The following is a 14,160-nucleotide window of genomic DNA, read 5'->3' as shown; positions in this document are numbered from 1 at the left end:
AATTATGAAAAAGATATTATTGATTATTATGGGATGTACTTTGTTGGGTGCTTGTGGTGATTTCTTGGAGGAATATTCGCAAGAACTCGTGTATGCAAGGTCCTGTGAAGATTTGGATGAAATTTTAATAGGAAACGGGTATATGAAACGAAATGCCTCGCAGGATTTCTTTTATTATAATGAAACAGGTACGTATTATCCTTATTTACACGTGATGGATGATGATGTGGAGGAATTTATTACAGGAGGGTTGAAAATGAATGGTTTTTCTACGCCGGCAGAACGTTTACGTAATTTTTATGCGTGGGGAGAAAGACCTTTTTCTTATATGGATGGAACAGAAATGAGAGATATAGATTGGAAGAGACTATATCAGCATATTGGGTATGTGAATGTGATTATATCTTACGTGAAAGAGTTTGAAAAAGATCCGGAAGAGATACGTCGTCGAGTAATGGGGGAGGCTCAATTTCTGAGAGGATGGTATTATTATATGTTAGTAAATTTATATGCTAAACCTTATTCTGAGAAAACGGCGAGTATGGATTTGGGAGTTCCTTTAAATATTACAGAATATATTGAGGATAAGTATTTTAGTCGAGATCCCGTACGAAAGGTGTATCTACAAATTGTAGAGGATTTAAAAGCTGCAGCTGATAATCTTGCAGGTATTGTTCAACCTACATTTTACCGGGTTAATGAGGCTGCAGCAAGGACTTTACTTAGTCGGGTATATCTGTACATGGGTGAGTGGCAACTTGCGATAGAAGAATGTGATAAAATTATCGCTTCTGGGTGCAAACTGCAGAATATGAATACGATGAGTGGACAATGGTTGAACACGGTGGATTCTCCAGAAATATTATTTACCCAAGGGAGTTATTCCATGCAGTTTTTAATGGATAATAGTCTTATTTCTTATGCAGCTCAAGGTGGAGGACGATATAGGGCTTCAGATGAGTTAATCAGTTTGTACAAAAAATATGAAAGTGAGGGGATTGTAGATTTGCGGAATACAGCTTTTTTGGAACCTTCATCGAGGTATTGTCCGGGATTTTTCTTTGTACGCAAATCTCCTGATTTATCGACAAAATCAGGTTTGGCTAAAGTTTATGATGCCTGCTTGATTCGTTCTGCAGAGGTTTATTTGAATAAGGCAGAAGCCCAGGCAATGTTAGATCAATCAGAGGCTATAAATACGATTAAAGTTTTGATGAATAACAGGTATAAAGATGGAATAATTCCCGTAATTGATGGACTGAATGGGAAAGCTTTAGTTGATTTTATTCGGGAGGAAAGACGTCGGGAATTATGTTTAGAGGGACATCGTTGGTTTGATTTGAGACGTTATGCCGTAACTTCAAAATATGCTGATGCGAAACAGGTGAGACATGGAGTTTATCAATCAGCCATGGCGAATATGCAGCCGGGAGTCTATGATGGAAATTACGTATTAAAAGCTTTTGGGGAGGATGATGCTTGGGTGTTACCGATTCCTGATTACGAAATTGTTTTTGATCAGGGTGCTATGGTTGATAATGCCAAAAGAGTGCCTCGTAAGAAAATAGGAATTAACGAATAAAGGATGCAAGTATGAAAAATAATTATTTTACAATATTGGGAATTGTACTTTGTCTTTTCATGGGGTGTAACTCTGATGATGAGGATGTGAAAGCTGTTGAAAATATGCCCGATTGGTTTAAAATAGAAGATAAGCCAGGGGAAATTAATCATTTGATTTATGGTATTTATAAAGATTACGGGGTTACCATTTTTATAAATGATACGCTTGGTTATGAGGAGTCAGGAGAGGATGCTTATGGAAATCCGGTTGTTCACACAGAATTATTCAATATGGGATATTATGTGTATGGTACTTATACGGATGGGAGAATGAGACTGTCTTCTGATACGGCTGCAATGATAATTGCCGTAAATATGATCAAGGATCGGGTAATCCCTTATTTGCCAGAAGAGAGTGTATACAGGCCTCTTTCGTTCTTATTGGCAGATTCGATATTATTGACGGAAACGATAAGTTATACACCCGTGACTCGTGAAGTTAACGTGTATGGTAAAGGATTGAGAGGAATTGTTGTAGGACGGTTGAATGCAATGAAGGAAATGGAGCAGGATGAATTGAATATGTTGGGGGGAGAAATATTGGCTGTGAAGAGTGCGGATTGGATTTTGGAGTTTTGCGTGGATGAATTGGAAGACTATTATAAAATTACGGGAGAAGATCAATATGGGAAGACAAGTACTGAAAGTCCTTTCTCTCCCGCCCCGAAACCTGAAGAATTAGGGTTTATTCGGCGAGTGGATGCTTCAATTTCAGGAAGAAAATATATGAAAAATCCGGATCGGAAACAGGATATTCAAGATTACGTCACTGTAATCTATGCTTATCGAGGAGAGGAAAGTCGTTTCTATGAGTTGTATAGTACTTATCCGAAGGTAATAGATAAGTTTAAATTGATGCGACCGATAGTGGAAAAATATGAAATTGCCAATGGGATAAAATGAATAAAAAGCCTCGCTTGAACGAGGCTTTTTATTTATTACTTCAACCACTTATCCAGCCAAGCTGCGAAAGTACGTTGCCATAAAATACCGTTCTGACATCCTAGTACCCAGTGACATTCTTCCGGGAAGTACAAGTACTGAGCCGGAATACCACGCATGCGGGCGGCGTTGAATGCGCCCATGCCTTGGGAGGCATCGATACGGAAGTCTTTTTGCCCGTGGATGACCAAGATCGGGGTATCCCATTCTCCGACAAATTTGTGCGGGGAATTGTCAAATGTGCGTTGAGCTACTTTGTTGTTCTTTTCCCAGGGGGAGCCGCCCATATCCCAGTTGGCGAACCACATCTCTTCGGTGTTGTAGTACTGCATTTCCATGTTGAAGATACCGCAGTGAGCGATAAACGCTTTGAAACGTTTGTCGTGGTGTCCGGCAAGGAAATACACGGAGAATCCACCGTAAGAGGCTCCCACGCAACCCAAGCGATTTTCGTCGATATAAGGTTCTTTCTTCATTTCATCGATAGCGGAGAGATAATCCTTGATATTCTGTCCCGGGTAGTCTCCACTGATCTGTTCGTTCCATTCCTGTCCGAATCCCGGTAAGCCGCGACGGTTCGGGGCCACGATGATGTAACCGTTGGCTGCCATCATCTGGAAATTCCAACGATAGCTCCAGAACTGGCTCACGGTGCTTTGCGGGCCTCCCTCGCAATACAGGATTGCCGGGTATTTCTTGTTCGGGTCGAAATGAGGCGGGTAGATGATCCAGGTCAACATATCCTTGTTGTCCGTGGTCTTGATCCAGCGAGATTCAACTTTACCCATGGTCAATTGATCCAGAATACCTTTATTCACGAAAGATAGTTCCGTGTCCTTGCCGTTTGTCAGGTCGACTTTATAAATCTCGGCCGGTTTACTCATAGAAACCTTGGTGGCGATCAGGTAATCGTTTACCGGGGTAACAGATTGGTAATTGTGTACACCTTCGGTTATTTTCGTGATCTTACCGTCGTTCAAGGTCAACTTGTAAATCTCGTCCGTGGCATGATAGTCGGAAATGAAATAGATCGTGTTGTCATCAGCCCAGGAGAGACCACCCACGTTCTGGTCGAAATCTTTCGTGTATTCTTTTTTCTCCCCGGTTTTCAGGTTCATCACAAACAGGCGGATTTTGTCGGCTTCGTAACCGTCACGCTCCATGCTTTCCCAGGCCATGAGTTCCCCGTTGGGAGAGATCACCTGATTCTGGTCATAACCCATCATACCCTCGGTCAGGTTGGTGGTTTTACCGGAATTCAGGTCATAGAGGTACAGGTCCGTGTTGGTCGAGGTCATGTAAGCGATACCCTCTTTTTTGCGGGCCATGTAGATGATTCCTTTCCCGTCCTTGGTCCAGGTAAGTTGTTCCGTACCGCCCCAGGGACGAACGGGCGATTCCCATTTCTCGCCTTCCATGATGTCTTTACCCGTGGTTACCATTTGGCCCGGGATATAGTCGGCCACGAAAGGATGCGTGTATGCTTCCACCCAATCGTTCCAATGACGGTATACCTGATCATTGATCAAACGGGCGTTTGCTTTTGGGAGGTCGGGATGCAGGTCATGCACGTCTTGCTCCAGTTTTACATCTTTCAGGAAAAGAAGCCGGGATTTGTCCGGGGAGAAAATGAATCCCCCGATACCGCCTTCCACGTTGGTAAGCTGCGTCAACCCGCTACCGTCAGCGTTCATTTCCCATAATTGAACGGAACCGGATTTACTGGACATGAAGGCGATTTTGCCATCGGGAGTCCAGGTCTCTCCGAATTCTTTGTAATCCGTGTCTGTTAATTGTTTGGATTTCCCGTCAGCGAGGTTCATCACGTAGATGTCACTGTACGAGCGGTCTTCTTCTTTGTTGAAGTAAGTCACGTCGTACACGAGTGATTTCTGGTCGGGCGATACGCTCACGCCGCCGATTCTACCGAATGACCATAATACCTCGGGAGTCATCACGTCGGATGATAGTTTCATATCCGGTGTTTTATAACTTGGTTTTGCTGCCTCTTTCTTGTTGTCGCACGACACCATAGCCAACAAGACTAAAGCAGAACATAAATAGTTTCTCATCACAATTTTAGCTGTTTTGTTACACCACTCTTGTTATTTTGTTGCCGGTTGAACACCATTTTCCATGGCTTCAACGATTTTCTGGGTAAGCTCTTCCGCCAGTTCCGGGTTATCGCTTACCATTTGTTTCACGGTTTCCCGTCCTTGTCCCAGTTTGCTATCCCCGTAAGAGAACCAGCTACCGCTTTTCTTGATCACGTTGTATTCTACGCCTAGGTCCACGATCTCACCCGAACGGGAAATTCCTTCACCGTACATGATGTCGAACTCGGCCTTTTTGAATGGAGGGGCGACTTTGTTTTTCACCACCTTCACGCGCGTGTGATTACCGTAAATTTCTTCCCCGTCCTTGATTTGCCCGATACGACGGATGTCCAGACGCACGGAAGAGTAGAATTTCAGGGCGTTACCTCCGGTAGTTGTTTCCGGGTTACCGAACATGACACCGATTTTATCACGTAATTGGTTGATAAAGATGCAGCAAGTATTCGTTTTACTGATCGTTCCCGTGAGTTTACGTAGAGCCTGAGACATCAAACGAGCCTGTAATCCCATGACGCTGTCACCCATTTCACCCTCGATCTCGGCTTTCGGGGTAAGAGCGGCTACCGAGTCGATCACGATGATATCAATCGCTGCCGAGCGAATCAATTGTTCCGCGATTTCAAGGGCTTGCTCGCCGTTATCCGGTTGGGATATAAACAGGTTGTTCACGTCAACCCCTAGCTTTTCAGCGTATACCCGGTCAAAAGCATGTTCCGCGTCGATAATAGCCGCGATACCTCCCTGCTTTTGTGCCTCGGCGATAGCGTGAATTGCCAACGTGGTTTTACCTGAAGATTCAGGACCGTAAATTTCAACTACACGACCTTTCGGGTATCCCCCAACTCCTAAAGCCCGGTCCAGTCCGATCGAGCCGGAAGGAATAACCGCAACGTCTTCCACTACATTATCGCCAAGTTTCATGACGCTTCCCTTACCGAAATTCTTCTCGATCTTGTCGAGAGTAAGTTGAAGTGCTTTTAACTTGTCTTGATTGGTTTCTGCATTTGCCATATTTATTGATTTTAGATTTTAAATTCCTATTGATTTCTTGATTTATGATTTCCGATTAAGTGATCCTATCCACACAAGTGATCGCCTGCGGCGAGTTACAAGTTGCAGGTTACATTTGCCTTCGGCAAGTTGCAGGTTAATGCCCCGCATTGGTCACTGCTTTTTTCATTTTCAATTCTCCATTTTCAATTTTCAATTGTCAGGATTTGTTGCGCGTGATCCTTGGTGTTCACCTTGGTGATCACTTTCTCGATGATCCCGTTGCCGTCGATGATGAACGTGGTGCGCAAGACTCCCATGTAAGTTCTGCCGTACATTTTCTTTTCGGCCCACACGCCGTAGGCTTCCAGTATCTTTTTGTCGGTATCGGCGATCAGGTTGAATGCCAGGTTGTATTTGGCGATGAATTTCATGTGCGAACTTGCCGAATCGGGGCTGACACCAACGATCTCGAATCCTTTTTCCGTGAGGGAAGAGTAACCGTCGTTCAAGCTGCAAGCTTCTGCCGTGCATCCAGAGGTGTTGTCTTTCGGGTAAAAGTAAAGTATCAGTTTTTTGCCTTTAAAATCTTCTAGCGTGATTTTTTTCCCGTCTTGATTTACTCCCTCGAAGTAAGGGGCTTTATCTCCTTCTTTTAATGGTGTCATATTCGTTTAAAATTTAGTGATTTACGATTCTAATTATAAACAATTTATGATTTGCTATAACTTGTTTAATCTATTGCTCGTAGTCTATTACAAATGTAGGAATATTTTGGTGAATTGAAATAGTGTTTGGGAATATTTGTACATTTGCGTGAATCTAAAAAAACGTTTATGGAGTTTATTGAAGCGTATAATTTGACAGGTTTGATCATCGGGATTTGTACTTTCCTGATTATCGGTTTTTTTCATCCCGTGGTGGTGAAAGCGGAATATTATTGGGGAACCGGTTGTTGGTGGATTTTCCTCGTGTTGGGAATAGTGGGAACCGTGGCGGCTTTGTTGGTGAGTAACGTGTTGTGGTCTTCTTTGTTGGGCGTGTTCGCATTTTCTTCTTTCTGGACGATAAAAGAGATTTTCGAACAAGAAGAGAGGGTGCGTAAAGGGTGGTTTCCGGCAAACCCGAAGAAGATTAAGAAGAGTTCATAAAGTTTGTAAAGTTTATAAGGTTTATAAAGTCTATGGACCCCTGCGGGGCGCTTGGTTTATGGCAGCATGAGCTGCCGGATCACTTAATCGGAAATCACGAAATGGGAATGGCCTTGTGTGAGAAATCTAAAATTTAAAATCTAAAATTAATACATGGATAGTTCAGCAATTATAGAACGGATGAACCGGGAGAGCCGGGGAACGTTAATGGCAAGTTTGGGTATTGAATTTACTGGTATCGGGGAGAATTGGTTGGAGGCAAAGATGCCGATTGACGAACGTACGATGCGTCCCGGTAATTTGTTGCATGGTGGAGCGATCATGGCATTGGTGGAGACCGTGGGAAGCGGGTTGACTTATATCGGGGAGAACCTGGAAGAGAATCACGTGTTTGGAATCGAGATTAATGCCAATCACGTCCGGAAGGCACAAGGCAAATATGTTATCGGACGGGCGGAATTTATTCATAAAGGACATCGCACGCACGTGGTTTCTGTCAACGTGACGGACGAGTTTGGAAATCTGGCTTCCGTGGGGCGGATAACGAATGTCGTGTTGCCTAAATCTTCTGATAAAAAGTAGTTTCTTGTTGTGGCTGTTTAACAAGAAGATTTATTGAAATATACATGAGATCATGTGAGAGAATTGTCCTCGGCATGATCTTATTTATTATAGGGAGCTTTTTAGTTGTAGTATTTCCTGTTTGAGCTTACCTATTTCTTCTGCGAGTTCTTTTATTTCCCTGTCTTTTTGGGCTATAATGTTAAGAAGTTTATCTTCAATATTTGCGTTTGTCCCGAAGAGTGGAGATGTTTCATTTTGTCGGGATTGAAGTTTGTCTCCCTTTCCGGTAAAAATCCATATAGGTGATAGATTAGGGTATGCGGCGAAAAGTTTTGTTAGCGTGTCCTCCGTGATGCCTGTTTTACTTTCTAACGTTCCCCGTGAAATCCCGGTTAACGAGTAAAATTCTCTTTTACTCATTCCTGATTCTGCGATAAATTGCAAGATTCTTTGCTTTATTGGCGAAATGTTTTGTATTTCAGGTTGCATTATGGCGAAATGTTTTGTATGTTTGTGATGTCTTAGCCGGTTAAGGCAGTGTAAATATACAGAAAATAACGAATCAGGCAATGGTAAATTCATTGTCACGGGAAAGGAATAATGGTTATGAATGAAAAAAATGAAGGTGCCCGAATCAATAAAATTAGAGAATTGCAGTCCGTATGCAATTATAGTATTACCGTCAATGGTGAGTTGTTGTACGATCTATCGTTCAGACAATTGGTTGGGATTCACGATACGATAGAAACGTTGCTCAAGCACGGGGGATTATTCTTTCGGGAATTTGAAGATGATGATTTGTACTCGGTTGATATGACAATGTCTGTTTTTCGTTCTGCGGGAGATGATTCTTATTCTGTTGCTTACGGCATAGATACTTACGAGGGGGAAATGAGGTTTACCTCTTCCGAACAAATGAAGTATGTGATCAAGCAAATGCAACAATTCTTGGATGAGATAGAAGAGGGGAATTCTGTTGATGCCGTGGAAGAGACCACGGAAGAGATTTCCGTTGTTATCAGGGAAGACCATACGCCGAGAGAACGAGTTCTGAGGGAGACCCCGTGTGTGAATAAATACGTGCGTCAAGGTGATGATGAAGCGTTGGTTACGGATTTCACGATAGGAGCCAACGGGTTGTATTTACATGATCTGTCTGCCAGCCAGTTGAAATGTGTTACTCGGAAGCTGGAAAGTTTCTTGGATACAGTCGATGAAAAGTGGAGAGAATTGGGGACTTCGATGAAACAATTGGATGAGGAAGGGGAATCTGAATCGTTTATGGATTAAAAAGTGTGGGGGGAAGTCTTCTTCAAACACCCTCTCAGTTTCGCCATCGGTATTTATTACCCGTCTCTATGTATGTATAATTTTTGAATGAAATTATAATAAACATGAAATTTGATATTATAAACGTGGGGTGTTGTATGGTATATTCGGTTGTTTATCAGTATACATACGGGGTGTCTCAAGTGTAAGTTAACGATAAGTTGCCGATAAGTTACCGATAAGTTGCCGATGTACATCGTTAACTTACCCTTGATTTCGTGTTGACGTGTCATCGTGATATAGGTGAGAGTAGGGCGGGAGGATTGTGGGAGGGTGAGGGTAAATAGTAACTACTTTATGCGTGATTGGCAAGAAATGTCATACATTACCCGTCATGATTCTTGCTTGTGAATCTCTATTTTTGTGTAAAGGGAATATGGGTGAGAGGGTGAAGGGAAATAAGGGGGTGTTTAGGGAGAAATAAGGCACCATGAACAGATGACAGACGTGTTGCCTTCGTTTCATAGCCGTTTGGGAACTGTATTTGATACGTCGGCAACACGTCCTTGGGGTACGAGTGGTGCCCGATTACTTCCTTATCACGTGTTTATCTGTGTGGGGAAAATATTAAAGCGTTATCATCTATATTGGATATCCCGCTTTCGAGTGATCCGTGCTTTTGAAACAGAGTCTTTAGGGATTAAGCCGTTTAATAGTTTCTTCCAGTTTAAACATTTCGTCCCGGAGGCGGGCGGCTTCCAGGAAGTCCGTTTCTTTGGCGGCTTTTTGCATGGCTGCTTTTGTTTTTTGCAACATCTTCTCTAATTCCGGTTTACTCATGTAGGCCGTGACGGGATCTGCTACCATGTTCACGTGTTCTTCTTCGATGTAGGCACGGGAGGTTTCTTTCAACACGGATTCCGTGGACTTGTGTATCTGGGTCGGGGTGATGCCGTGTTGGCGGTTGTATTCCATTTGTTTCTCCCGGCGATACTGGGTTTCGTCGATGGTTTCCTGCATGGAGCGGGTGATCGTATCGGCATACATGATCACCTTCCCGTTCAAGTTACGGGCCGCACGCCCGGAGGTCTGGATCAGGGAACGGGTGGAACGTAAGAAACCTTCTTTGTCGGCATCCAGTATGGCAACGAGGGAGACTTCCGGCATATCCAATCCCTCGCGGAGGAGGTTTACTCCCACGATGACATCAATGACTCCCTTGCGTAAGTTTTCGATGATCTGTACCCGTTCCAGCGTGTCGACATCCGAGTGGATGTACTGGCATTTGATGCGAATACGGTCCAGGTATTTGCTCAGTTCCTCCGCCATGCGTTTTGTTAACGTGGTGACGAGGACTTTTTCGTTTACCTCGATGCGTTTTTGTATCTCGTTGACGAGGTGGTCAATTTGATTTTTGCTAGGCACGACTTCTATTTCCGGGTCAAGAATTCCCGTCGGGCGGATGATCTGTTCTACCACGACTCCCTCGCATTTTTCCAGCTCGTAATCTGCCGGGGTGGCGCTGACGTATATGGTTTGTCCCGTGTTAGCCTCGAATTCTTCGAAGGTAAGCGGGCGGTTGTCAAATGCTGCCGGGAGACGGAAACCGTATTCCACGAGTGATTGTTTGCGGGAATGATCGCCCCCGTACATGGCTCTCACTTGCGGGAGGGTCACGTGTGACTCGTCGACAACAAGCAGAAAGTCCTGCGGGAAATAGTCCAGCAAGCAGAAAGGGCGTACCCCGGCCGCCCGGCCGTCCAGGTAACGGGAATAGTTTTCGATACCGGAACAGTAGCCCAGTTCACGAATCATTTCCAGATCATATTTTACCCGTTCGTCCAGTCGTTTGGCTTCAAAGTGTTTGCCGATCGAGTTGAGGAAATCGACTTGCACCACCAGATCGTGTTCGATGTCATGGATAGCTTTCGCCAGGGTTGCCTTGTCGGTCACGAACAGGTTGGCCGGGTAGATGTTCAGGTTTTCCAGTTCATCAACCGTTTTCCCGGTTTGAGGGCTGAACGTGGTGATCCGGTCGATTTCGTCGTCCCAGAATTCAATCCGGTAGGCGATTCCCTCGAAAGTTTCTATCGCCGGGAAAATATCCACGGTTTCTCCCTTGGCCCGGAAGCTGCCCCGCTTGAATTCCAACTCGTTGTTCACGTAAAGAGCGTCAACGAGGCGGCGTAGGAGTTGATTCCTGCCAATTTTTAACCCTCGCTTCAGGTAGATGATGTTCGAGCCGAACGCGGTAGGGTCCGCCATACCGTATAGGCAGGACACGGACGAGACCACGATCACGTCCCGACGGCCGGATAACAGGGAGGCCGTGGCACGCAGGCGCAACTTGTCGATCTCGTCGTTGATGGCGAGGTCTTTCTCGATATACGTGTTGGTGGTCGGAAGATAGGCTTCCGGTTGGTAATAGTCGTAATACGAAACGAAATACTCGACCGCGTTCTCGGGGAAAAAGGATTTGAACTCCCCGTATAACTGCGCGGCTAACGTCTTGTTGTGACTCAGGATTAATGTCGGTCGTTGGACTTCTTGTATGACGTTGGCAATCGTGAATGTTTTTCCCGATCCTGTAACTCCCAATAATACCTGTCCCGGGGCTCCTTCCTGAAGTCCTTGTGTTAACTGTCTGATGGCTTCCGGTTGATCCCCGGTCGGCTCGAATTGAGAGGTTAGGTTAAACATGTACGATTTATGATTTGCGATTTATGATTTACGATTTACGATTAAGCGATTCTATGAGTTTAAAGCGTGGCTTTGTGTGGTTGGAATCTAAAATCTAAAATCATTAAATCTAAAATTATTTAAGTTTGCTCATGAACTTTTCGGGGTTGATGATGAAGCGGTCGTGTATTGCCGAGCCGATAGGGGCGATTTCGTCCCATGCTTCGATCGAGAAGCGGACACGGCGCCCGTCTACTTCGGTGATGGTGGCTTTACAGGTTACTTTTTTACCAACCGCGGTGGCTTTCACGTGCTTGGTGTTGATTTCGATGCCGACGGTGTCGCTGTCCGGGTCAAGCATGCCTTCCAGGCATTTGATGGCCGTGTTTTCCATTAATCCGACCATGGCCGGGGTGGCGAATACTTCCAGTTTACCGGAACCGTAAACGGCCGCGGTGTCTTTATGTTCTACCGTTATCTCTTGCGTGAACGAGTGTCCTATTTTTATTTCCATGATTCTGTAATTTGATTTGCAAAGGTACCAAAAATATCTGTTACGTGTTTGTATCTCGTGAGGTGTAACTCGCTTTTTATTCTAAAAATTATTAAATGAAAATTGTGAGGGTAATTTTATAGAAAATTTGTATATTTGTTCTGAAGAGTACTATTTAGTGCTCTATATAAAAAGAAAGGAGGTGCCCAAAATTAGTAAACTACAGTTTTATCAGCAATAAATTTATCAGCAATTTTTATTAACTTAAACAGTCGTGACATGAAAAAAAATGGAAGTAAGTTTAAGTACAACGTGTATAGTGTAAATTATATCGTTGTATGTGTTTCGTGTTTGTTTTTAGTTTCTTGTTCCAAGGATATGATTGATATTCCCGTGGAAAAAGAAAAGATGGAGAATGAGAAGGAGGTTTTCTTTTCTGTTGAGGAAGCTAAAGCTTTTTTTGAAAATTCTCGTTCCAATCAGGTCCTATCTCGTGTGGGGGAAAGTGAGCGGTCATGGCACTGGCTTTCACCGGGGCGTTTTATCCCGAAATGGGACAGGGCTGTTGTCGCGGAGAGCCGACGTTTGGGAAGTGCTAATATTCCATTCCTAACTTCGAGTAAATACAAGGCAAAGTTGGCAGGAGATCGTAGTTGCGTGGAGGTTTCTCAGAAATTACTCGTGGTAAAAAGTAAAAAAACGCGACAACATGGTATTTACGTGTTATCGTTAATCCCGGATAGCGCGTACAACTCTCAAAATGAAAGTGATATTTGTGACAGGTTTATAAATTCGGGAAATAAAGGCGGGTTCAGTGGTATGGCTATATATTCTAAAATGAATAGTCAAATCCCGGTTACGGTAGCTCTTTTCAAAGATGGGAAGACTATTGATAAAGTATTTTTGTTTGACACGGTCCGGGGATTGACTTGTCAGGTGAGTGCGATGAAAAGATTGTTAAAAGGTGTCCGTTTCAAGCGAGAAGAAGTCATGATGTTGGCACGAGCATCAGAAGGAACCGGGGGAACAGGTGGAACGGGAGGTGGTGGATCGGGTAATACAGAGGGAAATATGGGTACATCAAAACCGGGAGATAATGAGGACGAAGACGAGGACGATCCGGACCCGAATGATGATGATGACGATTGGGAATGGGATGATGCGTTGTTTTTGGGGTATGACGAAGAGTACGGGGCAGATATTTATATCGTGGAGATAGATGGGGAGTTTTATTATCTTGCAGATACCGATTTCGATGGAGAACCGGATAGGTTGATAGAGGATGAAACGATCGTGGAGCCGGATGATCCGGAAGATGACGAGGAGATTGATGCTGATCCTAAGGATGATGATATTTGGAACGATAAGGATGAAGATAAGGATGAAGATAGTATTGATAATAATCAACAACCGGATAATGGGGATCGTGATCAAGGTAATGGCTCGTCTTCAGGAAATAAACCTCTTACGCCTTTGCAGCAGATATTTAATACACAAGGTACAAACTTAACTCAGAATCAGATAGATTCTTTGAATAGGATGATTGTAAGATTCATGAAAGCATCTTCCCTGTTTAAAAGGATGATAGAAAAATTTATTGAGAAAGGATTGAAGGTGCGATTAATCATAAGTGAAGTCGGTTCAAAAGGAATGCCTGCCCGGTATGATCAGAAGGAACAAATTATTTATTATAGAGATGGTGACCGAATTTATGCGGTTAGTTCTCTTGAAGAATTTATTCATTGGATGCAATTCGAGGTGGTTTATAAAGATGGAGGATATCCGAATGTTAATAATATTGAGTTTGAAGCTAAAGTGTTTTTTGATTTATGTCAGTATCCGATAGAAGGAGCGATGAGTAGTCTTTTAAGTGGTGGATTTTCTTGGGATGAGCGATATGATTATGCTAAGTTTCTTGAAGATGTAAAAAAGGATGGTTTTACAAATGAGCTTCTTGAAAATTATCATGATCTGGGAAGTCGGTGGCATGATCCTGAATATAAAGGAACTTACAATCCTAATCGGGATCCGGAATTAATTGAATCAATGTTTGAATAAAATGAAATGTTATGAAAGCAATTATTACTTTTTTATTATTGTTCGTGTCGGTGCTATCTTATAGCCAGTCTGAAAAATATTTTGATTATAGATCTTATAAACCTTTAAGTTCAAGAGCTGATACAACTTATTCTATAACTCCCAAATTCGAGGAGTGTCCTTATAAACAGGAGGATTTTGGACTGTTTGATTTTAAGGATGGTGCAGGGGAATATGTCCGAAGATTCGTGAATAATGTAACGAAAGCCGTGTTGAAAGATACGGTTGAGATGTT

General features: G+C 43.4%; 13 protein-coding genes. 7 read left to right on the top strand and 6 right to left on the bottom strand.

Annotation, left to right across the window (positions count from 1 at the left end):
- Nucleotides 1–4: 4 nt before the first annotated feature.
- Together DWW52_RS17840 and DWW52_RS17835 are read left to right on the top strand one after the other, a co-directional pair.
- Nucleotides 5–1,582, top strand: a complete 1,578-nt coding sequence (locus DWW52_RS17840) for a RagB/SusD family nutrient uptake outer membrane protein (RefSeq protein WP_118716925.1) — start codon at nucleotides 5–7, stop codon at nucleotides 1,580–1,582.
- Nucleotides 1,583–1,593: 11 nt separating this feature from the next.
- On the top strand, nucleotides 1,594–2,526 hold the full coding sequence (locus DWW52_RS17835; RefSeq protein ID WP_118716923.1) for a hypothetical protein: 933 nt from the start codon (nucleotides 1,594–1,596) through the stop codon (nucleotides 2,524–2,526).
- A gap of 35 nt (nucleotides 2,527–2,561) precedes the next feature.
- On the opposite strand, the gene DWW52_RS17830 is transcribed toward DWW52_RS17835, so the two are convergent.
- The 3 genes from DWW52_RS17830 to bcp form a co-directional block, all read right to left on the bottom strand.
- Nucleotides 2,562–4,637 (bottom strand): S9 family peptidase, encoded by a 2,076-nt coding sequence (locus DWW52_RS17830; RefSeq protein WP_118716921.1) that lies wholly within the window; start codon nucleotides 4,635–4,637, stop codon nucleotides 2,562–2,564.
- 33 nt (nucleotides 4,638–4,670) lie between these two features.
- A complete protein-coding gene (gene recA / locus DWW52_RS17825; protein ID WP_118716919.1) occupies nucleotides 4,671–5,693 on the bottom strand; it encodes a recombinase RecA in 1,023 nt (340 codons plus the stop codon).
- A gap of 185 nt (nucleotides 5,694–5,878) precedes the next feature.
- Nucleotides 5,879–6,340 (bottom strand): thioredoxin-dependent thiol peroxidase, encoded by a 462-nt coding sequence (gene bcp / locus DWW52_RS17820; protein WP_118716917.1) that lies wholly within the window; start codon nucleotides 6,338–6,340, stop codon nucleotides 5,879–5,881.
- 168 nt (nucleotides 6,341–6,508) lie between these two features.
- Between bcp and DWW52_RS17815 the strand changes: the two genes are divergently transcribed.
- Complete coding sequence (locus DWW52_RS17815; protein WP_118716915.1) at nucleotides 6,509–6,823, top strand: DUF4491 family protein; 315 nt, start codon at nucleotides 6,509–6,511, stop codon at nucleotides 6,821–6,823.
- Nucleotides 6,824–6,976: 153 nt separating this feature from the next.
- Entirely contained in the window at nucleotides 6,977–7,405 is a 429-nt protein-coding gene (locus tag DWW52_RS17810) for a PaaI family thioesterase (RefSeq protein WP_118716913.1), read from the top strand.
- Between the two features lie 87 nt (nucleotides 7,406–7,492).
- Here DWW52_RS17810 and DWW52_RS17805 read toward each other — a convergent pair whose 3' ends face one another.
- Nucleotides 7,493–7,876 (bottom strand): hypothetical protein, encoded by a 384-nt coding sequence (locus DWW52_RS17805; protein WP_118716911.1) that lies wholly within the window; start codon nucleotides 7,874–7,876, stop codon nucleotides 7,493–7,495.
- A gap of 117 nt (nucleotides 7,877–7,993) precedes the next feature.
- Between DWW52_RS17805 and DWW52_RS17800 the strand changes: the two genes are divergently transcribed.
- Entirely contained in the window at nucleotides 7,994–8,677 is a 684-nt protein-coding gene (locus tag DWW52_RS17800) for a hypothetical protein (protein WP_148315399.1), read from the top strand.
- Nucleotides 8,678–9,349: 672 nt separating this feature from the next.
- On the opposite strand, the gene uvrB is transcribed toward DWW52_RS17800, so the two are convergent.
- Both uvrB and DWW52_RS17790 read right to left on the bottom strand, forming a co-directional pair.
- Nucleotides 9,350–11,356, bottom strand: a complete 2,007-nt coding sequence (gene uvrB, locus DWW52_RS17795; RefSeq protein WP_118716907.1) for an excinuclease ABC subunit UvrB — start codon at nucleotides 11,354–11,356, stop codon at nucleotides 9,350–9,352.
- 115 nt (nucleotides 11,357–11,471) lie between these two features.
- Nucleotides 11,472–11,849, bottom strand: a complete 378-nt coding sequence (locus tag DWW52_RS17790; protein ID WP_118716905.1) for a thioesterase family protein — start codon at nucleotides 11,847–11,849, stop codon at nucleotides 11,472–11,474.
- A 258-nt stretch (nucleotides 11,850–12,107) separates the two neighbouring features.
- On the opposite strand from DWW52_RS17790, the gene DWW52_RS17785 reads away from it, so the two are divergent.
- Nucleotides 12,108–13,886 (top strand): hypothetical protein, encoded by a 1,779-nt coding sequence (locus DWW52_RS17785; protein ID WP_118716903.1) that lies wholly within the window; start codon nucleotides 12,108–12,110, stop codon nucleotides 13,884–13,886.
- An 11-nt stretch (nucleotides 13,887–13,897) separates the two neighbouring features.
- A partial coding sequence (locus tag DWW52_RS17780) for a hypothetical protein (RefSeq protein ID WP_148315398.1) occupies nucleotides 13,898–14,160 on the top strand: 263 nt, incomplete at its 3' end.

This window comes from Odoribacter sp. AF15-53 (assembly GCF_003479425.1).
Taxonomy (GTDB): domain Bacteria; phylum Bacteroidota; class Bacteroidia; order Bacteroidales; family Marinifilaceae; genus Butyricimonas.
Note: the sequence above shows the minus strand (reverse complement) of the source record. Positions and strands in the feature narration are given on the sequence as shown.

Excerpts from the sequence above, each read along its gene's own strand:
- DWW52_RS17840 (WP_118716925.1), top strand. The coding sequence starts at position 5 with ATGAAAAAGATATTATTGATTATTATGGGATGTACTTTGTTGGGTGCT.
- DWW52_RS17835 (WP_118716923.1), top strand. The coding sequence starts at position 1,594 with ATGAAAAATAATTATTTTACAATATTGGGAATTGTACTTTGTCTTTTC.
- DWW52_RS17830 (WP_118716921.1), bottom strand. The coding sequence starts at position 4,637 with ATGAGAAACTATTTATGTTCTGCTTTAGTCTTGTTGGCTATGGTGTCG.
- recA (WP_118716919.1), bottom strand. The coding sequence starts at position 5,693 with ATGGCAAATGCAGAAACCAATCAAGACAAGTTAAAAGCACTTCAACTT.
- bcp (WP_118716917.1), bottom strand. The coding sequence starts at position 6,340 with ATGACACCATTAAAAGAAGGAGATAAAGCCCCTTACTTCGAGGGAGTA.
- DWW52_RS17815 (WP_118716915.1), top strand. The coding sequence starts at position 6,509 with ATGGAGTTTATTGAAGCGTATAATTTGACAGGTTTGATCATCGGGATT.
- DWW52_RS17810 (WP_118716913.1), top strand. The coding sequence starts at position 6,977 with ATGGATAGTTCAGCAATTATAGAACGGATGAACCGGGAGAGCCGGGGA.
- DWW52_RS17805 (WP_118716911.1), bottom strand. The coding sequence starts at position 7,876 with ATGCAACCTGAAATACAAAACATTTCGCCAATAAAGCAAAGAATCTTG.
- DWW52_RS17800 (WP_148315399.1), top strand. The coding sequence starts at position 7,994 with ATGAATGAAAAAAATGAAGGTGCCCGAATCAATAAAATTAGAGAATTG.
- uvrB (WP_118716907.1), bottom strand. The coding sequence starts at position 11,356 with ATGTTTAACCTAACCTCTCAATTCGAGCCGACCGGGGATCAACCGGAA.
- DWW52_RS17790 (WP_118716905.1), bottom strand. The coding sequence starts at position 11,849 with ATGGAAATAAAAATAGGACACTCGTTCACGCAAGAGATAACGGTAGAA.
- DWW52_RS17785 (WP_118716903.1), top strand. The coding sequence starts at position 12,108 with ATGAAAAAAAATGGAAGTAAGTTTAAGTACAACGTGTATAGTGTAAAT.